The sequence below is a fragment of the Paenibacillus terrae HPL-003 genome, from assembly GCF_000235585.1.
Lineage (GTDB): Bacteria > Bacillota > Bacilli > Paenibacillales > Paenibacillaceae > Paenibacillus > Paenibacillus terrae_B.
In genome coordinates this window covers 2,192,814-2,215,417 of the sequence record NC_016641.1, presented here as the reverse complement: position 1 = coordinate 2,215,417, position 22,604 = coordinate 2,192,814, and the positions used below count along the sequence as shown (strand labels likewise).

Sequence of the window (22,604 nt, the reverse complement as noted above, 5' to 3'; positions counted from 1 at the left end):
AATAACACTAGCGAGCGGTCCGCATCGGATTCCGGCTTTCGCAGGGCACCTTGGTCTGGCAAAGTCCGCAGCCGGCACCCGATTCAGCCTCACCACCGTTTAACACTGCCCATTTACGGGATTCCTCACCGTACACAAATTTCATGCAGGCGATTTTGTCATGGCCGCCTTCCTTGCTGATGGCCTGCACAGGGCAGCGGGTAATGCACACACCGCAGATGCCTTTGCTGCACAACAGGCAGTTCCCGGTATGGCTCAGGTTCGAGGACGCTCTGGCATCAGGCGGCACCTGCAGATCTGTTACTACAGACAGCAGGCGGATGGCAATTCCTTTCTCGGTGATGAAGCCGTCGTTGATACTGAAGGTGCCAAGGCCGGCTGCATACGCGATATGCCGTTCCGACCAGTTAGAGACCGGACCACCTGCGGCACCGTGGATGCTGTACCAATCCGTATCCAGCGGCGCCACCGCGCGGTAACCAAGCCCGGTCAGATATCCCGCCAAATGCTGCCTTGCCGAACGCACAAAATATTCATCGCCAAAGGTCCGCAGCAGCGCCCACTCTCTGGAGGCTCTTGCTTTTTGCGCACGATTGGCCTTGCGGATCGTCTCGCTGATTGGCAGCACAACACTGACAACGGTGCCTCCATCAAAGCTTCCTGTGCCTAGGGTCCGTTCGAAGGCTTCCTGCGGCGTAGCATGGTCGGGGCCCACCACTCTTTTATACTCCTCAAACAAAGGATCATTGGCCGCAGCAAATTGAATAATCGGCTCCTCGTAGTAAGGGCTCTGCAATTCTTCACAGAAATTGCCCTTGTCTTCGCTCACATAGGTTTTCATCTCGGCTGCGATGAGTTCTCTCATGTCCGGTACGGGCACTGCCATTCTATCCACATCCCTCTTCTTTGTTATTGTATATCTCTCGGCTTCCTTGCGGATACCCGGTGACAGGTTAATGGCTGCGATACACATCTCAACCCTTTTTCGTGTATATACACGAATGGGTCAGCATCCCCCTTTATAAGGAGACGGCTAATCACAGGCTCAATTTTTCAATTTTGGATAACAGTGCGGTCAATATCTGCAAATCGCCGCCTCCCAGTGACTCCTGCAAAAAAAACTGCGCCTCCTCCCATAGCTCTGCTGCATCGTTATATACCGCTTTTCCACTTCCCGTCAGAGTGAGGCAGCGGTTCCGGCTTCCCTCAGCGGATGTATCCTCCACATACCCGCTTTGCTCCAGTGCCTTCAAATTGCGTACAAGCGTGGTACGGTCGAGCCGCATCTCCAACGCTAATTCGCTTACGCTTACCGGTCCCAGCACCGTTAAGTGCTTGAGCAGCGAGAACTGGCTGATATTGAGTCCACTCGGAGCCAGATACCGGTCATACAGCCCTGTTACAGCCATCGAGGAACGGCGCAGATTAATACATGTGCAGACTGAGGGCGAGCTCTTCTGCAATGTTTTTTTGTCCTTCCTTGACGCAGTCATAGTTCTTCTTTCCTTCCATCTTTTCGTGTATCTACACTATTTCAAAATCCGGGTGTTTTGTCAGGGCAATTTGTCACAGTCTCCATTCTCTGATTTTCTTCTAACTGTGGTGGTCAAATGTGGATGCATAGCTTCCTGACTACCGGTGTTCAAAGTCAAGCTGCAAATGCAGATAAGTCTAATCCATTGCAGAAAGTGCATTTTTCCAATCTCTCATCAAAAAAACCAGAAATGCCTTGCATTTTATAATCGTTCTTGCTATACTATTAAAGTATGTATTAAACCCCATAGGATTCCGCGCAACAAGCTATTACTCCTAATCACCGCATGGAGCTTCTCCAAATTTTATGTATAACCCTAATGTAGAATTTTGAGCTTTTGCCGAAGATTTTCACATTCACACTGGCGCGGTCATCGGAGCCGCAAGGACGAAAGAGAGGTAGGGCTTTTGTCGTTTGGAAAATGAGCAGTGGAATCGGACTGCCCCTTATGAACATGCTGACCATATTATGCAAGGCAGCAGGGGTTGAATATATATTATGCCGTCGAACTATGAAGTTCGAGCAGGCCGTGCAGTTCACGCAAGCTGCACCCATCCTCCGGATGATCCCCGGGGGATTTTTAATGTACATATGTATCTAGTAAGCACCGCCGCGAGCATCTATGAACAAAAAAATGACCCCGCCGATACACCGGCAGGGCCTATAGCTTGATCAAAAAGGGGTTAATAGGGTCATTATAGTCCCCCTTTCTTAAAACTAAATGATATGCACCTTAAAAACTCATTAATTTTCCAGCTTTGTGTTTTACTCTAATAATTCGTCCAGTATTCCGTGCCGTCCTGCGGCGTGGTCGGCGTAGTGGATCGCCCTGTTTTCGGGCGGGTACAACTATCCGTCGAAGGCCGCTCCCACCCTTCCAATAAAACCACATGCTGAGTACTGGATTTATTTTCCCATGTAATATAACGCTCCTGTTCCATATGCCGCAAAGCGGCTGTAATCTCGCTGTCTCTCTTCCCCGTTTTGACGGTCAATTCCGTCATCGTCGGCATATGGCGATGCTGGGCAAAATAATTATACAGAATCCGTAACAGCTTTCGTTCCAAATCAGGCAACATCATCTTTCCTCCCTTTCCAGATTTCCCAAGCAACCAACGGCCAGGATCACCACTACAAAGAACATACGTTCCCATTATAGCACATAAAAATGCAACCTCCTACTGGAAGCTGCATTTTGGACTTTTACGGTCCGGTTCAAATTCAGTTTTTTTCTTTTTCCTGACGACCGATAGAACGCAGCCACCAGATGAGTCCACCAACGCTCCCTAATGCCAGAACCGTCAGGAAAATAATATAGAACAGATGAAATGCACGATCACTCATGGCAATCGCCTCCTTACTATATGTATACACTTCCCAACTAATCCTGTAAACCTCTTTTTGGAACACAGCTCTATTTTTTTCCAAACACTCCACAACAGGTATCTTCTTGAGGTAAATCGGTACATGCTAATTAAATATGGTTAATACCATATAAGAGACAGACCAGGGAGGGTATACAATATGAAATTTCTATTGATCGTCATTATCGTCGTGCTGGTTGTTGTGTTGTTCATGAGAAGGCGCAGATAAGCGAAAGACATTCCGCAATGTTATAAAAGGATACAAAAAGGGCTTTCGGCATATGACCGCAAGCCCTGATTCATCTGAGGTTAAGGCTGAATTACGCCTTGTTCTTCTTGCTATATTGAATGAATGCAATCAGGATCGCCACGGCAAATAGTATCCCGCTGACTACCCAAGTTGTTAAAAATGCCATGCCCAAACCTACATTAGCCCCCATCGTCGGGTGCTGCATCGCGGTGAATACCGAGCCCTGCAACATAAATATTGTACAAAATAAAACAACGGGTGCCAGAATAATTGTGCTTGCCGTCTTCCGACTGCCTGAGACTGCAATTACGCTCAGAGCAGCAATCACCAAAATCACCCAATATATAATCGTTTCCCACATCATAGAAGTGCTCACCGTCCGATCTTTTTTCTATCCATTCGTAAATGTCCCTTCTATTGTAACAGACGTCACACAGTGAACCAAGCCATAATTTGAAATGAAAAGGGGTAAACCCTGTCGGCAACGTAAATAATGTATAATAACTACATAAAAAGCTAAAAGGAGATAATCCATGAGAAGTGCAAGTCCTTTTGTCATTGTGAACGATGTCCAGCAAACGGTAGATTATTATCAGTCTGTTTTGGGCGGAGAAATTAAAGTGCTGAACAAGCAGGATGGCAAGCTTTTACACGCTGAGCTTCACTTGGGCAGCAGTCACATCCATTTTTCCGATTCCTACGGTAAACCGCTGAAAGCGCAGCATGTACAAATCATTCTCGACTTTGACAGCGAAGAGGAGCTTAAGCAGGCTTACCATGCACTGGCGGAAAAAGGCACCGTTGACGTAGAGCTTCAAGATACTTTTTTTGGTGCCCTGCACGGCGAAGTGACAGACCATCTCAATCACATTGGATGGGTTATGAACTATTTTAAAAACCGTCGTCCTTGATCTGTGGTTAACAAGGACAGCATCAACGCTGTCCTGCTTGTATTCTTTTACTGCCACTATTGGCTGTTAACAGTAGGCGACTTGCTGGAACCTTTGCACACTACAGCCTTAACCTTGTCATGGGACACTCCCAGAGACTCCAGCGTATTCCCGGTTTTGAGGCACCATGCTTCAATATCTCTCGCAAAACCAAAATCGGTTGCTGTAACCTCCAGTTTTTGTCCTTCTTCCATAGCCTTAACGGCTTCATATACCTTGAGAATAGGACCAGGACATTGCAATCCACTTCCTTTAAACGCACCTCCACCCCGTTCAGCTTCATATGCTGTTCCACCAGTTTAGCCATTTCAGGATCTAGCGGATTAAGCAATTGTTCTCCTTGGTCGATAATCGTTATCGCAAGTCCACGCTCCCGCAGATTCTCAGCCATCTCCAGCCCGATAAATCCGCCGCCGATTACAGTGGCATGTCGCGGATGCTTTTCATCTACATATGCCTTAATCACGTCCGTGTCAGGAATATTTCTTAGCGTAAATAGATTAGTGGCTTCGTTTAATCCGGGAATATCCGGTATCATCGGTCTGGCACCTGGCGACAAAACCACCATATCGTACGGTTGCTCTCCCATTTCCCCTGTTATCACATCACGGAAGCGGATGAGCTTCTGCTCCCGGTCTATTTCGATTACTTCGGTGAGTACCCGCACATCTATATTAAAACGTTCTCGAATCCCTTGAGGTGTCTGGAGGAACAGCTTCTCCCGCTCATGGATCGTGCCGCCAATATAATAAGGAAGACCACAGTTGCAAAAGAAACATGCTCTCCGCGCTCAAACATCATAATCTCGTCTTCCTCGTTCCATCTACGCAATCTCGCCGCAGCAGAAGCTCCACCTGCTACCCCGCCAATAATAACTATTTTTCTGCCCATTTCTTCTCTTCCTCACATACCCTACGGGGTATAATGTATACCTACCGGGGTATGTTGTCAACGCTATTTCTCTATGATATGGACGCAAAAAAAGGTGGAGGTTCCCCCCCCCACCTGATCAACCACGGACCGAAAACCGATCCGGTTTGAAAAGCCACTTTTGAAATCCTGCACGAATGCTCTGTCACACTTTGCTGAACAAGCCCACAACTCTGGACTCTGCTAACTTAACTACTGCTGGCTGGCCGCGATCGCCTGCTCCAAATCGTACAAAATATCATCTATCGCTTCCGTTCCGACGGACAAACGCAACAACTCTGGCTTGACTCCAGCAGCAACCTGTTCCTCCGCATTCAACTGCTGATGTGTTGTGCTAGCCGGATGAATGATTAGAGATTTGGAATCACCTACATTCGCCAGATGGGAAAATAGCTTCACATTTTCAATCAGCTTGCTTCCCGCCTGACTGCCGCCCTTAATGCCGAAAGTCAGGATCGCCCCTTGCCCTTTCGGCAAGTATTTTTGGGCTAATTCGTAGGATGGGTGGCTTGGCAATCCGGTGTAGCTGACCCACTCCACATCCTTGTGGCTTTCGAGATATTGCGCTACCTTCAAAGCATTCTGGCTATGTCTTTCCAGCCGCAGATGGAGTGTCTCCAAGCCCTGAAGCAGCAGCCATGAGTTGAACGGTGAAATAGCTGCCCCCAGATCACGCAGCAGTTGTACCCGCGCCTTGATAATATATGCAATAGGCCCCACCGCCTCGGTGTATACAACCCCGTGATAGCTCGGGTCTGGCTCGGTCAGTCCCGGGAAACGGCCGCTTGCTTTCCAGTCAAACTTGCCGCTGTCTACGATCACCCCACCAATGGACGTTCCATGTCCGCCAATGAACTTCGTCGCCGAATGCACGACAATATCCGCTCCGTATTCAATCGGACGCAGTAAGTACGGGCTCGGAAACGTATTATCCACAATCAGCGGAATACCGTATTCATGCGCAATCGCCGCTACAGCTTCCACATCCAGCACATTGCCCTGCGGATTGCCAATCGTCTCGGCATATAACGCCTTCGTTTTATCCGTAATGGCTTTACGGAAGTTCTCCGGGTCATCCGAATCCACAAAATGCACCTTAATGCCCAGCTTGGGTAACGTCGTAGAAAACAAATTATATGTACCGCCATACAGACTGGATGCCGACACAATTTCATCCCCTGCTCCCGCAATGTTCAGGATGGAAAAGGAAATGGCTGCTGCTCCCGAAGCCGTCGCCAACGCGCCAGCCCCTCCCTCCAGAGCTGCGATCCGCTGCTCGAACACATCCGTGGTCGGATTCATCAGACGCGTATAAATGTTGCCGAACTCTTTCAGCGAGAACAAATCAGCCGCATGCTCGGCATCCCGAAACCCATACGAGGTGGTTTGGTATAGCGGAACGGCGCGGGCAAAGGTAGTAGGATCAATTTGTTGTCCGGCATGGACAGCAAGAGTTTCGAATGACAGCTTGCGATCTTCTGACATGGTTATTGCCTCCCTGTTATACGTGCTGTATGAATCTTCTCTTTCTGTATGCGCAATCATGAATGATTTTTCAATCATTCTCGCACAAAAAGAACGATTTGGGAAGGTATTTCTCATTATTCAGGTATGAATTATTTTTTTAAAATTCAACTCCCAAGGAATAGCTCTTAGTCCCGGCCAATTGGCTATCCATCTTTGTACCTTATTACTTACATTGCGTTATATCATCAGGTTTCAGACCGGAAGGTTTTGCCCAACTGCTCGCCAAGGCCGAAATAATGGCGGAAATTATAGATGAGCGGGCTCCACTTTGCCGGATCAATATGGTTCTCACCGAGGATCATGTCCTGATGAACATGTACCTGTACAGCTTGGGTTTCGACGATCGCAAAATAAGGAGAATGATCAGGAATGCGTATATCCCTCACCTCGGCTTCGATTTGAATGGGACATTCCCTGATTCGGGCTGGCTTGACCAAATTGGAGTCAATCGGAGTTAGCCCGCTGATCTCATACTTGTCTTTCAGATAGGCAAAGCCATTTTGTTGCTTATCCTCTGGGACGGGATTCTTACCCGTGTAGGGAGCCAACCGCTCCACATGCTCCCATAAGGAAGGGCCCGGAATGTTAATCACACATTCGGGATACCGCTTCATATTTTCAACTGCTTTCCCGCCTATTCCAATGCCTAGTACGATATAATCCCCTAATGCCCATGAGGAGGAAATGGGGCTAATATTGACGGTTCCATCCTCATTCAACGTGTTGAGTAATATCACAGGAGTTCCGTAATATAAAATGCTAGGGTTAATCGTCTTAATATCTGGTCTGAGATTCATCTGATTTATTTGATTCATTTAGTCCGTCATCCCTTCTCCTTCTGTTCAGATCTGCCTCCCTATTGTAGAATATAAACACTTCAATCTTCATCGAAGTATGGATTACAAAGGGGGATAACCACGCAATGAGCGCCAAATCAAATGTAGCCATGATCGCTTCACTGGTCAGCGAGCCTTCACGCGCAGCCATATTAACCGCCTTATTAGATGGCAGATTTCATCCTGCAAGCGAGCTGGCCCATATGGCAGGCATCAAACCGCAAACCGCCAGCTTCCATTTGGCTAAAATGACTGAGGCTCAAGTCGTTACGGTGGAGAAACAAGGGCGGCACCGTTATTATGGCATTCAAAACCCCGAAGTTGCCCGGGTGATAGAGTCATTTTTATCCATAGCTCCGCCTGTTCCAATCAAGTCATTCAAACATGCCTCTGAAGACGAAGCCATACGTCAGGCAAGAACCTGCTACGATCATCTGGCAGGTCATTTAGGTGTACAGCTAACGGCTTCTCTCATTCAAAAAGATTACATTTCGGATGAGCGGGATGGGTTCTCTGTTACCGAAAAAGGGAGGGCGTTCTTTACAGACTTCCAGATTGATCTTCCAGCAACGACAAAAAAGCGCCGCTCCTTCTCACATAAATGCATGGATTGGAGTGAACGACGCCACCATCTGGCCGGAGCCTTGGGGAATGCTCTTTTGAACAGATTATTCGAATTAAACTGGATTCAACGTCTGCCCCAAACCCGAGCAATACACATTACAGCAGATGGTGAAAGAGGCTTCAAAGAGGTGTTTTCGCTAGAGATCGGGAAGGATAATCCTGAGCTGTAGTCCTTTATTTAACGTATATCCGTTTACGTTGTTCTTCCACAAGCTGAGCCAGTTCAGGAGTAGCATATCCGGCAGGATAGAAGCCTTTAGATTGGATATGATAGGCAAGGTTTCTCGTTGATCCGTCTTTCAAATGATTACCATCTGCTGATGCAGGGAGAGTCCTTTGTATGGAGAGCTATCAATTCATATAAGTCCCACCGTTAATATTTATCGATTCCCCGGTTATAAAGTCCGACATCTTCGAAGCTAAAAATAATACCGTATCAGCTACATTTTCGGGCGTACCCAATTTTCCAAGCGGTATGCGGGCGATGGCTTCCTGACGATATTCCTGTGTCCATTGTTTACTCATATCGGTATCAATCGGGCCAGGGCATACGGCATTTACGTAGATATTGTGCTTAGCCATCTCCAAGGCCAAATGCTGGGTTAAATAATTCACCCCCGCTTTAGATGCTCCGTACGATGGTGCCGCATTCCGATGCGGAGTTTTGGCGGTCGTAGAAGTCACATTTACGATTTTCCCGTAATTTTTTTCAATCATGTGGGGTAATACAGCCATGCACAAATATAACGTACCGTTCAGATTCACATCCAGCACCTTTTCCCAATCCTTAGTGTCCATTGCCAAGGTTGAGGTACGCATGTTGATCCCGGCATTATTCACAAGGATGTCTATACAACCAAAATGTTCAATAGTGGTACGGACCACTTGTTGAGCAATTTCTTTATCCGAGACATCTCCTGCACAAACGACGCATGTCTGACCCAACGCATTCACTTCCGCCGCCAGATCAAGCAGCAGGTCTTCACGGGTCCCGTTAATAACCAGAGATGCTCCCTGTTTGGCTAGTGTGAGTGCTATAGATTTACCGATTCCTCTGCTTGCCCCGGTCACAACGGCTACACGCCCCTCCAAGAGCATCATGGCTCACTCCTCCCTTTCCATTTCTATGTTTTAACAAGGTTAAATTTTCACCTTAATAACCATTTTTTTGACGTGCTCGGTCTGGCCGGAACGAATGCATGCCTGATGACCATCTTCGGGGAAAAACACAGCAAACTGACCTGCACCTAGCTGCAATGAGCTGCCCGGACTCACTGAGGATTCGTAGTTGATTTTATCCTTATCTGCTACATAATCAGAACCCCCCGTGAGCTGGTTGAGCGGTGCATAATTAATTTGCTCCCTGCCTGACACTATATATTGGATGTCGATATATTCACGGTGACTTTCCCAGCCGCATTCGGCCTCGGGTTTAGTATCATACTCTTGCACTAGCGCATAAACCTGCTGACCGTCGATTTCATATTTCCCTTCTGCAAGTTCTGCCTGCGACGTTTGCTGTAAAAATAAGAAAGCCTGCATAAACTGTGGATGGATATGACGGTATCGCTCCTCTTGTTCCAATGTAGCCACGATCATGGGAACAACCTCCTTTGCTGCACGTGATTATTTACTTTCTACAAATGGCTCGGTAATAACAACATACTTGATTGCCTGCCGGAAGTAAGTAAATGCGATATGGATTTTCCCGTCTCTGGATTGCTTAATGGAAGGGTAGGAATACTCCCGATTCAGCTTTTCCTTGGAGTTATTCGTCATGGCATAGCCGTCCCCTACCTCAATATTTTTGACTTCCGACCAGGTAAGCCCGTTATCTTTGGAAATGGCAACGGTCATTGGCGCTCTCGGTGCTCCCCAGAAGGCCTGACGCTCCTCAACTGCTGGCGGAGCGGCGGATTCGACGACTGTTTCTTCTTCCTCATCTTCAATTTCATCATACAACGAAGCTCTGCGATCCATGGATTCATTCGCGCTTATGTTATTGAAAACGAGCGCCAAATGACCGTTAGACAGCTTGGTAAATTGAATAGACGAATTGTTGTTAGGTAGCGAAGTCGGGATCGGTACACTCCATGTTCTTCCATGATCGACGGATTCACTTTGGTAGATATAATCAGCCCAGCGGCTGCGGAAAAGTGCAATCAGCCTGCCGTCATCCAATTTTTCGATATTCATATGGACACAACCCAAGCTACCCGGCACACTGACCTCTGTCCAGGTACGACCTTGATCAGAGGAAATTTTCACCGCGCTTACATCTTTATTTCCCGTCCACTTCTCACCGGGATTCGTGTAGCAATACCAGATAGGCAACAGCCAGTCTCCATTATCCAGTACTGTGATGGGCTGCCTGATAAAAGTACCAGGTGTATCGAACAACGTACCGATATCTCCCCAAGTGTATCCTTCGTCCTCGGAGATCCGGTAACGGATAATTGCCGTGTCCTGGTTGCCGGATTTTTGCGCTGTATATAACAGCCACAGCTTGCCGTCAGGAGCGGAAAAGAGAACCGGATTCTGTTCCGAACGCGTCGGATCGTCAGATAATTTAACAGGCTCCATCCACTCCTCCGCTCCTTTATTCAATCTGGAAAGATAGATAGAAATATCAGGTATCCCTTCCTGGGTACCGGCAAACCATACGCATAACAAGTCGCCATTATCCAGAGGTAGCAGATTGGCCGCATGATTTTGTACGGCATCCGAAGGAATAAAAGCATCTTTACGATATGTTTCATTGGCTGCCTGCGTAACTTTATAATGAAAGGCAGCTGTTTCCCGCTCGTTATTCATTTTGAATCCTCCCTGTTTCTAATTCTCGTTTATGATTTCCGTCTTAGGAGACTTTTCGCTTTGCCGAGGTTTACCAATGAATCGATCAATCAACATCACAATCAGCGGTGTAACAACAGCAATATACATATTATCGATTCCATAAGGGTCACCCAGCAAGTACCATATGGTTGTACCTAAAGCAGACATGGAAAGCCCGATGGTTGCCCCACGATTGGAGCTGAACATTGGCAGGAAGAAGCCCATTCCCGCAACAACTGCAATGGATGCACGTAATGCGCGGGTGAAAAAGGAAAGGGACAGCAATTCCGGGGCAAAAGCTACACCCAGTAACGGAATGATTCCTACCAAAATACAGATGATCCGCGTCATTTTCAATTGCTTTTCTGGAGTAACCTGCTTCATTCTCGGGAGTACAAAATCGTCCATTAACAACGTTGTCGTTGAGAGAGCTACCGTAGACACGCCAACAAAAATGGAAGCTACCAATGAAGTAGCGACAATTGCACTGAGTATCGGATTCATGTGCTGCAAGAACACTGGAAATGCATAGAGGGGATCAATATCCGGATACAAATAGCGTGCACATACACCGATGATCGCTACGGCCAAGCCAAGCGGAAGAAACAACAGACCGGCATAGATCGTTGCACGTTTGGCCTCTTTGGCATTTTTGGTAGACGTAATCGCCTGAATAATGAATTGGGTGGAGAAAATAGCCCCCATCGTACCGATCAGCCATGCAATAATTTTACTCGTTCCAATGGTACCATCCCATGTAAAGTAATGTTCAGGAAGCGCCATTTGCATTGGCTTTAAACCGCCTGTCAAATACAGTGCAATAAACGCGGTAAGCAAAATGCCCGCATATTTGAAAGCCGAGTGGATCATGGTGATCCATGCCACACCTTTCATCCCACCAAACGTAAAATATATGGTACTGATAATCATCGTAATGACGGCACAAGCCATAATCGGGATTCCTAAAATAGCAGAAATAGCCGCTGCCCCACTCAGATAATTCCCCAGATTAACGACCAGCAGAGACACAATCATAATAATAGATACGACCGTTTTGGTGGATGGACCAAACTTCTCCCGCACAATACCGGAAATGGTGTAATGACCTGTGTTATAAAACTTGCTGACCAAAAAGAAAGCGAACAGAAAAAAACCGATAGATGCTGCCAAGAGCGACCACGAGGAAGCCAAACCATGCGTAAATGCAGATTCCGCAGTTCCTATCGTCGATTTGGTTCCGATAAATTCAGACATCATCAAGACACCAACGACAATAGCGGGTAAAGATTTAGCTGCATTATTAAACTCAGAACTGGATTTACTGCGCATTTTAAAAGTCAATAGTGTTGTAATAACGATATAGACAGCAATTACAATCAGTATAAATAGCACCGTACCTGCGCTTAAATTTTCCATCTGACTGCTCCCCTCATACTCTAAAGTACTTAAAAACTGAATTATAAGCGCTTACATTTGTTCGAATGAACCGGCTCTCACCGGATCATCTGATCCTATACGCATACCTTACACTCGTATTACTTGGGAGAGAGCTCTACAGCCGACGCTATAGCGGCCAGCATACTTCTTTCATCAGCAACATTTTTGCCAGCAATATCGAATGCCGTACCATGATCCACCGAGGTGCGGATGAAGCCTCCTTTTAACCCTACGGTGATGTTGACACCTTCCTCCAGACCAAGCACCTTGATGGGTACGTGTCCCTGATCGTGATAACAAGCGATGACGATATCAAAATCTCCGCGTACAGCCCGGAAGAACAATGTATCAGCCGGATGTGGCCCACTGGCATTGATTCCTTCCTGTAATGCTCTTTCAATTCCCGGAATCAGTTTTTCTTCTTCTTCCCCCTCACCGAACAGGCCGTTCTCCCCGGCATGAGGATTAATGCCGCATACAGCAATACGCGGATTTTCGTAACCCGCCCGGGTCAGCGTGTCATGGGCTAGGCGTATAACATTGTAGGTTCGCTCCGGTGTGATGATATCAATTGCCTTTTTTAAACCCACATGAGTAGTCAAATGAATAACCTTGAGCTTGGGAGACGACAGCATCATGGAGTAATTTTGGGTATCCGTCAGTTCGGCAAAAATTTCAGTGTGACCGGGATATAAATGGCCTCCTTTATGCAAGGCTTCTTTATTTAACGGAGCCGTACACACGGCCTGCAATTGATTGGATAGAGCCAGTTCAACTGCCTTCTGGATGAATTGAAATGCCGCATCTCCCGCTTCTGCAGAAACCTCCCCTTGCTTCAGATGATCAGGCAGTAAATCCAGATCATAACAATCGATGATACCGCGTGTAAATTGACATTCCTCTATACTGTTCACCGTGTTGAGCACAAGTGCTGCACCCGTCTGATCGATGGCCCGAAGCATGCTTTTGGCGTCTCCGATGACAACCGGGCTACACTGCTCATAGACCTGTTCGTGCAGGAGTGCTTTGACGATAATCTCTGGACCCACTCCTGCTGCATCACCCATAGTAATACCGATAATTGGCTTGCCCACGTTTACACGCCTCCTTGAAGTTTGACGATGACATTTTCCATAGTCTTATCTGAACCAAAATTCCCCGCTTTTGTGACAACATACAATTGCTTGGCAATGGATTTGCCCAACAGCACACCCGGTTCCAGTTCCTCCACCAATTCAATTTCCTGGATATCCAAATGCTCCAATACCTGATATGCCGTATCGCCACCTGTAAGAAATAATTTCTTGATATCAAGCTCTTCCACCAATTTTTTGGTTAACATGCCCAGACTAGTGGAGATCGCGTCACTGATTTGGATAGGAGTCATACCTAGTTGTGCTCCCGTCTCTCTGGTTTCTTTCATGTTATCAGATGCTACAATGACGACATTTTTACCGTTGGACAGGCCGATGGATGCTTTCCTGTGTACACGTTCCATCTCTTGTTGTCTTTCATTACCTTCTGTCAGTACCTTTTCCGAGTGAACCTCCACTCGGTGTGCACGTCCGCTATCCATCAGGTGTTGGAGTTGAGTACGTCCCATTTTACTAACGCTTCCCATAACCAGCAGAATAGGCTGTGCTGTAAGACGAATCGGTTTTTCCATATGCTTTTCTTGAACCTGATAAGCTCTGGGTAGATGATTCATCATACCAGCCGAACCGACCCAGACGATTTTGTAAGGCAGAGCAGTGATCGCATTGACCAATACCTCCAAGTCCTTCTCGATCACAGAATCGGAGACAATATATATGAGCCCCTGCTCTTTAAACGCAAGCAATTTTTGTGAAATATAAGCCTCCCCCCGATCCAGATTGGCTTTGGATAGATGGCCGACACTGTGACCTGTTTGTTCTGCAATCAGGTCAACAACATCAGACTTCAAAACGGGAGTTTTGGGGTCCCGACTTACTTCAGTCTGATGCAGCTCCCGACCGTTCAAATGATGTATTCGTTCAATAATTTGACGGCCATTTTTGGGATATCCGGGAGCGATCATGACAAAGTCAGGACGTATAACCTCATACATGGCATTCAGCTCTGTACCGATATTGCCGCGCATCGTGCTGTCAATTTTTTTATAGATAATATCAAAGGATTGATCATTGATGTACGTGCTGATCTCTTTTACAATGGCTGATGCCTGATCTGCGGGAAGAGAGCGACTGACCGTGTTAAACACGACGGCATCATAATCCGTTTCTTCGGTAATGACCGGATTAATCTGAACGGAAACGTTCATTCCGTAGCGAACCAACTGTCCCCCGCAATCATTTGCACCTGTAAGATCGTCGGCGACAATGGCAATTCTCACATAAATCCTCCCTTTAAGTGCGTGTTCAAAAAGTCGGCTTTTCAGCACCGAGAAGGTTGGATGAAGCTAGGGACTGAGTAGCGGAGCGTAGGTAAGCCTACGTGAGCAACGGAAGGCCCGACTGAATTCAAGATTCGACGTCGAGACCACTTCCTGTCCTGCTTCGTGATCAAAAGATGACTTTTTGAACTACCTCTTTAAACGTCAATCAGTTTGCGATAAATCTGTTCCATATCCTCAAGACTCAGCACCTTGGGATTGTTGTTTAGCAGCCTGGTCACCTCGGAAGCTGATTGTGCCAAGGCTTTCAGATCCTTCTCCTGCACGCCGTACTCTTTTAGATCCTGTGGAATGTTCAGTTTTGCAGTCCATTCCCGGATTTGTTCGATAACGCGCAGAGCTGCTTCTTCCGGTGATAATCCTGCTGTATTAATTCCCATCGGCTCGGCAACGAGTATCAGCCTTTCCACACAATGGTCCATATTAAATTCCATCACATGCGGCAGCAGCATCGAATTGGCTACCCCATGAGGAATACCATATTTGCCACCCAGCGGGTAAGCCAGAGCATGAACAGCCGCCGTGCCTGCGGCAGTAAGCGCCATTCCCCCATAGGTTGACCCCAGCAGCATTTTTTCACGGGCCGAGATAGAAGCACCGTCCTCATAGGCTTCAATAATGCTGGAGGAAATCAGCCGGATGGATTCCAAAGCGAACATATCGCTGAAATAGTTGGCTTTATTCGATATAAATGACTCAATCGAATGGGTAAAGGCGTCCATTCCGGTCGCAGCAGTGATCGGCTTCGGCAGCCCCAGTGTCAGCACCGGGTCGAGAATCACCAGTTGCGGAAGCAGATAGGAGCTGACAATCCCGATTTTCAATTCCTGATCCGGGATGGTAACAATCGCATTGGGTGTCACCTCGGACCCTGTACCCGATGTGGTTGGAATCAAGACCGTCGGGATACCGGGATGCTCGACCAGATTCGTGCCCAGCATATCTTTGATCCTTTTGTCATTGGTCATGAGAACGGATAAAATTTTTGCTGCATCTAATACACTGCCACCACCCAAACCAATGAGAAGTTCATATTTGTGCTCCGAAAAAGCCGCAAAGGTCTCCTCAATATTTTGCTCGGTCGGCTCCGGTAAAATGGAAGTGCATACATCGAACAAAATACCCTTGTCCGTCAATTGCTGCTCTATACTGCCGGTGTAGCCCATTTCCTGGAGTGCAGGCTGCGTCAGGATGAGAACTCTTTGAATATGAGGATGAATCGCTGTCAGATGATCTGTCAGTTGCAATAATGTATTTTCACCAGCCAGAATACGGGCCGCCGTCTGAAATTGGTAAGTTGTTAGCATAGAGAGCCTCCTATTTGGATTGATAATATCTCACAGCCGCTTCTATTTGTTTAAGCGCTTCTCCTTTGGGCTCCTGAATAGGTGCTTTGGGCGGGCCTACCGGAATGCCGGATAATTCGACCGCCTTCTTCAATGAAGCGGGTATACTCGTCAGCCCGAATGTGTCACGCAAAGGTTGCAGTTCCTGCTGTGCGGCCTGTGCCTTGTCGTTATCTCCGGCCTTCCAGTGCTCGTAGATCGCCACGACCGTCTCCGGCAGCAGGTTGGCAGTAGCCGCCACGGCACCCGTGCCGCCCGCTTGAAGCGTTTGCAGAATAAGGGAATCCGTCCCTGCGATAACTGCAAAATTTTCATCACGAGTATGATCAATGTATTGTTTGATATTGTTAAAATCGCCGCTGCTGTCCTTGATGCCAATAATGTTCGGAACCTTGGCCAAACGAGCTACCGTTTCCGGAGTAAAGGAAAAACCCGTCTTGGAAGGGATATTATATAGCAGTACCGGAATGGAGACCGAAGCGGCTACTTTGGTGTAGTGTTCCTCAACCTCCTCCTGCGTCGGAGGTATGAAGTAAGGTGTAATGACCGACAGGGCATCAACACCCAACTGCTCCATGGCCTGCGAAAGCTCAATCACTTCCCCGGTACTATTGCCTCCGCTTCCCACCATTACAGGAACTCTACCGGCTGCTTCCTTCACTGCAATTTCAGCTACTTTCAGCTTTTGTTCGGTCGTAAGCACATGAAACTCTCCGTTGGTGCCCAAGGCAAAAATTCCATGTACGTTCGCATCAATCAAACGATGAATGAGTTGTCTCAACACAGGCTCGTTCACTGCTTCTTCTTTCGTAAAAGGAGTCAATAAAGCAGGGTATATCCCCTCAAAGTTAAGTAGCATGTATATCCCCCTGACGAATGTTTGTTAAGCGTTTACAATGAAATTGTAATTCAACACGTTCCATTTAGCAACACTAATTTATTTTATTTCGAAAAGCTTTTATATAACGTTTCATTTTGCAACAATCATATCGCTTTGTTGATCCTTTTTTACAATAAAATGCCCCCTAAAGCTGGAACGAATTTCTTATAAATTCGTTCCAGCTTTAGGGGGCACACTTATGCGCAAATATAACATGGTACACTATTTTAACTTACGCCATAAGGTGGTGCGGTTAATACCCAATCTTTTGGCGGTATTCGTCTGATTTTCGTTCTCCTCTATAAATATCTTGCGGATAATATCCTGTTCAATTTCTTCCAGCGTTCCCTGTAAATTAATCCCCGTCTCATAAGTGATGTCGGCTGAATATAATTCAGCCTCCAAATCACGTACTTCCACATATGCTGTATTCGTCTGCATGACACACTGATGCACTATTCTGCGTAATTGGTCAATATTGCCCGGCCATGCGGATGCTCTGAGCAGTTGTTCTGCCTCTGGCCGCAGTCCAACAATCTGCTTTCCGAATTTTTCATTGCATTCATGGATTAAAAGGCTGGTAAGGCGAATAATATCCTCGCCTCTTTCCTTCAAATCTGGAATATGGATATGAAGCCGACCACAGATCTGATATAACTGATAAAGAGCGCTGTCTTCCTGAACACCGTTCTCGAAGGTCTTCGCCCAGGACGTAACCAATCTGGCTTTAGGTGCAGAGCCGAGTAACCACTGCAATAGCATCTTATGCTGCTCCGGCTTAGCGCAATCTATATTTTTAACATAGAGAGTCCCATCAGGCGGTATGGTATTCTCTTCAAATAAACGGTCCCATTGCTGTTCTGGAATGAACAAAGCATCCACGATCAGTAGCGGAGCATGGTGACGTCGGCTTTTGAAATGAATATATTCAGCTAACAATTCCTTTTCCGTGCCTACTCGCCCTTGCATCTCAAAATGTTCATCCATTTCGGACAGCTTCAGAGACTCGTCAATTAATTTTTTCATGGGCTCTGACTTCACCATATCCATATGATTCATATAGGTCATATTCTTTTCAAATGGAAGGATCATCGTAACTCCTTGTATTTCCCGAAACTTCACGTCATTGCTGCTTTTGATCTGGAAGCTGTACAGCATGCGGTCCGATCGGTCCAGCCGCTCCCCCTCTACTTGCCAGCTATGCTGATCTGTTCTGAATGTCCCTTGAAAAAAGCCCTTTTCCTTTAGTACAGAAAAAGCATTCCTTTCCTGGACCATCTGTTCGAAGGCTGCTGGATTCGGAGCAGAATTATTGGCAAATACAGATTTCCCGTTCTCGTCAAATACCACAAACCCGGTAGACGACTCCTTGACAATACGATGCGGCACTATAAATTCGTCCTTCAATCTCTCCATCAGTTCATGTATCTTCTTCGCATTCTGAAAAGCCTTTAGTACACTTTCTCTTCCTGATGTCAGGAGCACACCACTTAGTCCAAGCTGCTCAGCCTTGCCCACAGTCACTACATCACCGATAATCATTCTGTATCCCTCAGCTTTAAGGCGGACCAGTAATCCCTCAACGCTATCTTTATCCGTGACGTAAGTGGATATATCCATATCCATGACATCGCATACCGCAGCTGCACCGTGCGCAATTGGCGGAAAACCGACAATCGCTGTTTTTTCATTGTAATTTTTAGTCAGTGTCAGCACCCGCAAAATATCGTAGCCCGAGATTTCAATCTCTACTACCGGCACCAAGACTTCCTTTTGTATCATCTCAGCCGTACCGCCTCTGCTGATGATCACATTTACACCGTCTGCAACAGCCTTTTTGGCCAGTTTCAGTCCGGCCTGCAAATCCCCAACCTCTATTTCTAAGTCAAATTGCTCTTTTTCCGCCAGTTCGATCATCAGCTCTTTTAATCCTTCATACGGTGCAATTGCCAATACTTTCATTTGGTTCACCCCAGTACACTCTCTTCTTCGCCTAACAAATTATATTTGCTATTGTAAGTTATACCTCAATGAGGTTCAAACAGGGCATTTCGTCCCTTTTCTTCGATACCTCATCACTCATGAAGTCGTCCGTTCTCTCGAAAAAAATCCAGCATTTCGTTTAACGATTTTTGTGCTGAATGTACATGATATCGCGAAGAGTACAGGTCACTGAATCCATGCTGTCCGTTACATTGGTATGCCCTGACATTATGGTGATGATCTAAAGTTGAAATCAGCTCATCTACATCAAATGATGGCTCCTCCTGTGGGAAAAATAGCAGCGTTGGACATTGTGGAGTCACTTCCAAATAATTTCGAATACGTGAACCATAAAATCCTACGATTCCATCGATACCTTTTTCTTCACTGCACAGCCAGGCAATCGTTGCCCCTACACTAAACCCGACGATATATATTTTTTTATAGCGATTTCGAATACTTGATAACAGGCTTTTAATTTGAGATGAAGCGTGGGCAAAGCCTACATTTTCCACAAAATTAAGATAGGCAGCTTCTTCTTGCGAATAGTCAAAGGGGGTTTCTCTTCCCAGTAAATCTGGACAAATAACGTCATAACCCTGATCCAATAATAATTTGCACATATGCTGTATATGCTGGTTAATCCCGTAGATCTCGTGCAGCACAACGATTACGGTGTCCGACTTTTTATCCATGCTTATCATGTTGCACCCCTAACCAGGTTTGAATATGGGAAAATAAGTAGTTTGGATCGATTCCGCAAAAGATTTTATCAAGCAGTAATGCTTACAATAGGAACATTATATCGATTTCGGTGATGGTGGTATATATAGAAACTACGTTGTATGACTTTTTCAAGGGACATTCACCCAACAATATGAGCTCGAATAATATAGCACGATATGCAGTTGCGATTAGCATCGAAATTTATCGATACAAGGGAGTGAAAGAGTATGTACGACAAAATAACTCCGTACTGGATATAAACCAGCGGAGTTATTAGATCATCCAGCGTTCTTTCCTGCTCCTAGTTCTACACGAAATTCAAGCTGGTCTCGCCTAAAAATTTTACCCGCAATCCTGACCGATTCCGGCGCAATCTCCTCTACTATTCCCCCATAATCCTCAAATGTCACACGCAATTCCTCATCAACGGACACGACGTATACGTGCAACTGAACCAAAGCAGCTCCAAACAATTCCATGTCTGTCTTCAATACTTTAAATGTGCGATTCAAAACGATCACCTCAAATATTCCATTCGGTGAGCCCTATATGGATTCCTTCTACGCTAGTCGTTTCTGTATGTTATCCCTTGTTCCACCCAATTTTAATGCCGAGTACCTTTATAAATTATCATTGACCACGTTTCCTTGAAATTTAAATTACATTATATATCTTATTTTGTAATATATAGTATTTAATGTTTGGACAATTCTCCCTATCCAGTTCTATAATTCACTTGTTATTACATATATTTCAGGAGGAAGTCATGAAAAATATTATATTCAAAAAACTAGGAACAATGATGCTAGCCCTGCTCATTGGAGCTTCGGTGTTCTCATTGTTCCCTACAGTAACAAAAGCTGAGACTACAAACGTAACTTGGAAAAACGGTTCTGTAACAACTACTCTTGATGGATCAGGAACAAGCGACAGAGCGACAGTAGGGAAAACAAGCGGGAAATGGTATTGGGAAGTAAAGCTCAGCAATACTGCTTCAATCGTAGGAATAACAGGGGAATCAGACCGACAGTATCAAGGGATTTACGGAAATACTGGTGAAATTTTCAATAACATTACATCACTAGTAAGGATAGGTTACAATATTCATTTTGGACTTAATGACGTTATCGGCGTTGCATTAGACTTAGATAACGATAAAATTGTTTGGTACAAGAATGGGGTTTTCCTCGGAGCAAATTCCATTAAACCATCTGAACTAGAGGGATCCCGGATTTTCCCTGTGATTGTAAGCGGAACTTCTCAGAAAATAGGTTTTGAAGCTAATTTTGGAGCAAGAGATTTTAAATATCCTATTCCTAAAGGATTTCTACCTTATCAAGATTCGGGTACATCTACAACGCCTGATCCGTCTACAACACCCGATCCATCTACAACACCTGATCCATCTACAACACCTGATCCATCTACAACACCTGGTTCATCTACTACGCCTGGTTCGTCTACAACACCTGGTTCGTCGGATACAGATGGGTCCTCGCAACCAACTGGTGACCGCGCTATTCTGACTGTAACTATGGACAATGGTTTTGATAAGGAATTCGATCTGAGTAAAAAAGAACTGAATGCCTTCATCGCTTGGTATGACGCAAAAGATGCTGGCAGAGGCGCTTCTTTCTTTGCCATTGACAAGCACAATAACAACAAAGGTCCTTTCAGCAATCGCAAGGAATACGTCATCTTTAACAAAATACTCACGTTTGAAGTAAGCGAGTATTCAACGAAATAGACAACAAGAAGGACTCTATCCGGCTACATGCCAGTGGAGTCCGTTTTTACATCTGCTCACTTTATAATACTAAAGGTCTTCTAAAAAATCACAGCCTCCAAAAAGCTTGGAAGCCGCGCTGTGCTTGCGTTTGTAAGGATGGTTCATTTCATACTTTCGGGCTGTTTTAATCTTTAATCACCGATGCTTTCGGATTCTGCTAGTACCTATGTTATTGAATATGGAATCTTGGATATGCACCGTGAAAAAGCCATGTTTAATAGTTCCTGATTGTAAACCGAATACTTGCGGTTTTGATCCAGCACCCAATTCACAAATCCCAAAGCTCTAACGTAACTATTGTAATCATTTGCATTCACATTATACTGAAGAATATCCACCATAATCTGATTTTCTTCATCTGATAATTCCAAGCCCATCTGGCTAAACTGTCTTTGTCGAATTCTCCGAGCGGTAACGTCTTGTATTGCCCTGTGCTGAATGGACACTTGTCCTTTATGTTGACGATAATACAATAAATTTATAGGAAGGTTAACCATTTGTATTTGAGACGCTAATCGGTTCCACAACTCATAGTCTTCGGCATGGGGATAATTACTATCATACTGAACGCCTAGCCGATGAATCATGCTATTGCGTATTATTATGGCAGGATGGCAGATGCAGCAATGAAAAAGCAACCATGTTCTAATTTCTTCATGACTGGCTGGATTAAATCTAGTCACTCCTCCTATTGAAGTAGTATAAGCACCACCGCATAGATCAATCGAGGGGTTTTGATCCATGAATGATATTTGCACAGCTAGCCGATCTGGCGTAGAAATATCATCACTATCCATTCGAACGATGTAGTCGCCTGTTGCCATATTTAAACCTTCGTTTAGTGTGGCTACCAACCCTCTATTTGGACTATGGAAGATCTTAATTACCCTAGGATCCGTTATTTGTGAAATAAGATGAGCAGATCCATCTGTGGAACCATCATCAATCAGAATTAATTCAAAATCCGAATAGGTTTGAGCTAAAATACTGTGTACTGCCTCCAAAACAAATGCCGCATTATTATAAACTGGCAGTATAACTGAAGCTCGTGGCATAAAAATCCCCCTCTAGTTAGTAATTTTATAACAATCGATTTAGTATTTGTGAGAAAAAGTCTCTACGCATTTAGCACACGATAACCACAAATATTATTAGACAC

Annotated in this window: 24 protein-coding genes and 1 pseudogene; 3 read left to right on the top strand and 22 right to left on the bottom strand. The window is 45.6% G+C overall.

Annotated features, from left to right (window positions below; all coding sequences use genetic code 11):
- Nucleotides 1–7: 7 nt before the first annotated feature.
- The 5 genes from HPL003_RS10150 to HPL003_RS10135 all read right to left on the bottom strand — a co-directional run bounded on the left by HPL003_RS10150 (nt 8) and on the right by HPL003_RS10135 (nt 3,512).
- Nucleotides 8–886 carry a (Fe-S)-binding protein gene (locus HPL003_RS10150; protein ID WP_014279539.1) on the bottom strand — a complete coding sequence of 293 codons (879 nt, stop codon included), beginning with the start codon at nt 884–886 and terminating at the stop codon, nt 8–10.
- Between the two features lie 151 nt (nt 887–1,037).
- Nucleotides 1,038–1,493, bottom strand: a complete 456-nt coding sequence (locus HPL003_RS10145) for a MarR family winged helix-turn-helix transcriptional regulator (protein WP_014279538.1) — start codon at nt 1,491–1,493, stop codon at nt 1,038–1,040.
- Between the two features lie 811 nt (nt 1,494–2,304).
- Nucleotides 2,305–2,613, bottom strand: coding sequence for a LexA family transcriptional regulator (locus tag HPL003_RS10140; protein ID WP_043922358.1), 309 nt, complete (start codon nt 2,611–2,613; stop codon nt 2,305–2,307).
- A gap of 142 nt (nt 2,614–2,755) precedes the next feature.
- Nucleotides 2,756–2,878, bottom strand: coding sequence for a hypothetical protein (locus tag HPL003_RS30185; protein ID WP_014279536.1), 123 nt, complete (start codon nt 2,876–2,878; stop codon nt 2,756–2,758).
- 340 nt (nt 2,879–3,218) lie between these two features.
- The gene (locus HPL003_RS10135) at nt 3,219–3,512 is read right to left on the bottom strand and encodes a hypothetical protein (RefSeq protein WP_014279535.1); all 294 of its coding nucleotides are present in this window, start codon (nt 3,510–3,512) and stop codon (nt 3,219–3,221) included.
- 169 nt (nt 3,513–3,681) lie between these two features.
- Between HPL003_RS10135 and HPL003_RS10130 the strand changes: the two genes are divergently transcribed.
- Nucleotides 3,682–4,059 carry a VOC family protein gene (locus HPL003_RS10130; RefSeq protein WP_014279534.1) on the top strand — a complete coding sequence of 126 codons (378 nt, stop codon included), beginning with the start codon at nt 3,682–3,684 and terminating at the stop codon, nt 4,057–4,059.
- Nucleotides 4,060–4,115: 56 nt separating this feature from the next.
- Here the strand turns inward: HPL003_RS10130 and HPL003_RS27475 are convergent, their stop codons facing one another.
- The 4 genes and pseudogenes from HPL003_RS27475 to HPL003_RS10115 all read right to left on the bottom strand — a co-directional run bounded on the left by HPL003_RS27475 (nt 4,116) and on the right by HPL003_RS10115 (nt 7,370).
- Nucleotides 4,116–4,292: a sulfurtransferase TusA family protein gene (locus HPL003_RS27475; RefSeq protein WP_014279533.1), complete on the bottom strand. Its 177-nt coding sequence runs from the start codon at nt 4,290–4,292 to the stop codon at nt 4,116–4,118.
- Between the two features lie 53 nt (nt 4,293–4,345).
- Nucleotides 4,346–4,989: pseudogene (locus HPL003_RS10125) on the bottom strand (NAD(P)/FAD-dependent oxidoreductase); the annotation flags it as partial.
- A gap of 231 nt (nt 4,990–5,220) precedes the next feature.
- Nucleotides 5,221–6,513 (bottom strand): homocysteine synthase, encoded by a 1,293-nt coding sequence (locus HPL003_RS10120; protein ID WP_014279530.1) that lies wholly within the window; start codon nt 6,511–6,513, stop codon nt 5,221–5,223.
- Between the two features lie 227 nt (nt 6,514–6,740).
- Nucleotides 6,741–7,370, bottom strand: a complete 630-nt coding sequence (locus tag HPL003_RS10115) for a flavin reductase family protein (RefSeq protein ID WP_014279529.1) — start codon at nt 7,368–7,370, stop codon at nt 6,741–6,743.
- Between the two features lie 107 nt (nt 7,371–7,477).
- On the opposite strand from HPL003_RS10115, the gene HPL003_RS10110 reads away from it, so the two are divergent.
- The gene (locus HPL003_RS10110; protein ID WP_014279528.1) at nt 7,478–8,185 is read left to right on the top strand and encodes an ArsR/SmtB family transcription factor; all 708 of its coding nucleotides are present in this window, start codon (nt 7,478–7,480) and stop codon (nt 8,183–8,185) included.
- A gap of 4 nt (nt 8,186–8,189) precedes the next feature.
- Here HPL003_RS10110 and HPL003_RS30180 read toward each other — a convergent pair whose 3' ends face one another.
- The 12 genes from HPL003_RS30180 to HPL003_RS10055 form a co-directional block, all read right to left on the bottom strand.
- Entirely contained in the window at nt 8,190–8,318 is a 129-nt protein-coding gene (locus tag HPL003_RS30180) for a hypothetical protein (RefSeq protein WP_274378192.1), read from the bottom strand.
- A gap of 48 nt (nt 8,319–8,366) precedes the next feature.
- Entirely contained in the window at nt 8,367–9,116 is a 750-nt protein-coding gene (locus HPL003_RS10105; RefSeq protein WP_014279527.1) for an SDR family NAD(P)-dependent oxidoreductase, read from the bottom strand.
- A gap of 39 nt (nt 9,117–9,155) precedes the next feature.
- Nucleotides 9,156–9,614 carry a NanQ anomerase/TabA/YiaL family protein gene (locus tag HPL003_RS10100; RefSeq protein ID WP_014279526.1) on the bottom strand — a complete coding sequence of 153 codons (459 nt, stop codon included), beginning with the start codon at nt 9,612–9,614 and terminating at the stop codon, nt 9,156–9,158.
- Nucleotides 9,615–9,641: 27 nt separating this feature from the next.
- A complete protein-coding gene (locus HPL003_RS10095) occupies nt 9,642–10,829 on the bottom strand; it encodes a sialidase family protein (RefSeq protein WP_014279525.1) in 1,188 nt (395 codons plus the stop codon).
- 18 nt (nt 10,830–10,847) lie between these two features.
- A complete protein-coding gene (locus HPL003_RS10090) occupies nt 10,848–12,266 on the bottom strand; it encodes a sodium:solute symporter family protein (RefSeq protein ID WP_014279524.1) in 1,419 nt (472 codons plus the stop codon).
- 119 nt (nt 12,267–12,385) lie between these two features.
- Nucleotides 12,386–13,381 carry a 4-hydroxythreonine-4-phosphate dehydrogenase PdxA gene (gene pdxA / locus HPL003_RS10085; protein ID WP_014279523.1) on the bottom strand — a complete coding sequence of 332 codons (996 nt, stop codon included), beginning with the start codon at nt 13,379–13,381 and terminating at the stop codon, nt 12,386–12,388.
- A gap of 2 nt (nt 13,382–13,383) precedes the next feature.
- On the bottom strand, nt 13,384–14,661 hold the full coding sequence (locus tag HPL003_RS10080; RefSeq protein WP_014279522.1) for a four-carbon acid sugar kinase family protein: 1,278 nt from the start codon (nt 14,659–14,661) through the stop codon (nt 13,384–13,386).
- A gap of 197 nt (nt 14,662–14,858) precedes the next feature.
- Nucleotides 14,859–16,028, bottom strand: a complete 1,170-nt coding sequence (locus HPL003_RS10075; RefSeq protein WP_014279521.1) for an iron-containing alcohol dehydrogenase — start codon at nt 16,026–16,028, stop codon at nt 14,859–14,861.
- 10 nt (nt 16,029–16,038) lie between these two features.
- Nucleotides 16,039–16,926: a 4-hydroxy-tetrahydrodipicolinate synthase gene (gene dapA / locus HPL003_RS10070; protein WP_014279520.1), complete on the bottom strand. Its 888-nt coding sequence runs from the start codon at nt 16,924–16,926 to the stop codon at nt 16,039–16,041.
- A gap of 243 nt (nt 16,927–17,169) precedes the next feature.
- Complete coding sequence (locus HPL003_RS10065; protein WP_043922357.1) at nt 17,170–18,909, bottom strand: sigma-54-dependent Fis family transcriptional regulator; 1,740 nt, start codon at nt 18,907–18,909, stop codon at nt 17,170–17,172.
- A gap of 113 nt (nt 18,910–19,022) precedes the next feature.
- Nucleotides 19,023–19,634, bottom strand: a complete 612-nt coding sequence (locus tag HPL003_RS10060) for a dienelactone hydrolase family protein (protein WP_043922356.1) — start codon at nt 19,632–19,634, stop codon at nt 19,023–19,025.
- A gap of 300 nt (nt 19,635–19,934) precedes the next feature.
- Entirely contained in the window at nt 19,935–20,177 is a 243-nt protein-coding gene (locus HPL003_RS10055) for a hypothetical protein (protein ID WP_420795074.1), read from the bottom strand.
- A gap of 245 nt (nt 20,178–20,422) precedes the next feature.
- Here HPL003_RS10055 and HPL003_RS10050 point away from each other — a divergent pair, with 245 nt between their 5' ends.
- Nucleotides 20,423–21,403 carry an SPRY domain-containing protein gene (locus HPL003_RS10050; protein ID WP_014279516.1) on the top strand — a complete coding sequence of 327 codons (981 nt, stop codon included), beginning with the start codon at nt 20,423–20,425 and terminating at the stop codon, nt 21,401–21,403.
- Nucleotides 21,404–21,609: 206 nt separating this feature from the next.
- Here the strand turns inward: HPL003_RS10050 and HPL003_RS10045 are convergent, their stop codons facing one another.
- Nucleotides 21,610–22,500, bottom strand: coding sequence for a glycosyltransferase family 2 protein (locus tag HPL003_RS10045; RefSeq protein WP_014279515.1), 891 nt, complete (start codon nt 22,498–22,500; stop codon nt 21,610–21,612).
- Nucleotides 22,501–22,604 lie beyond the last annotated feature (104 nt).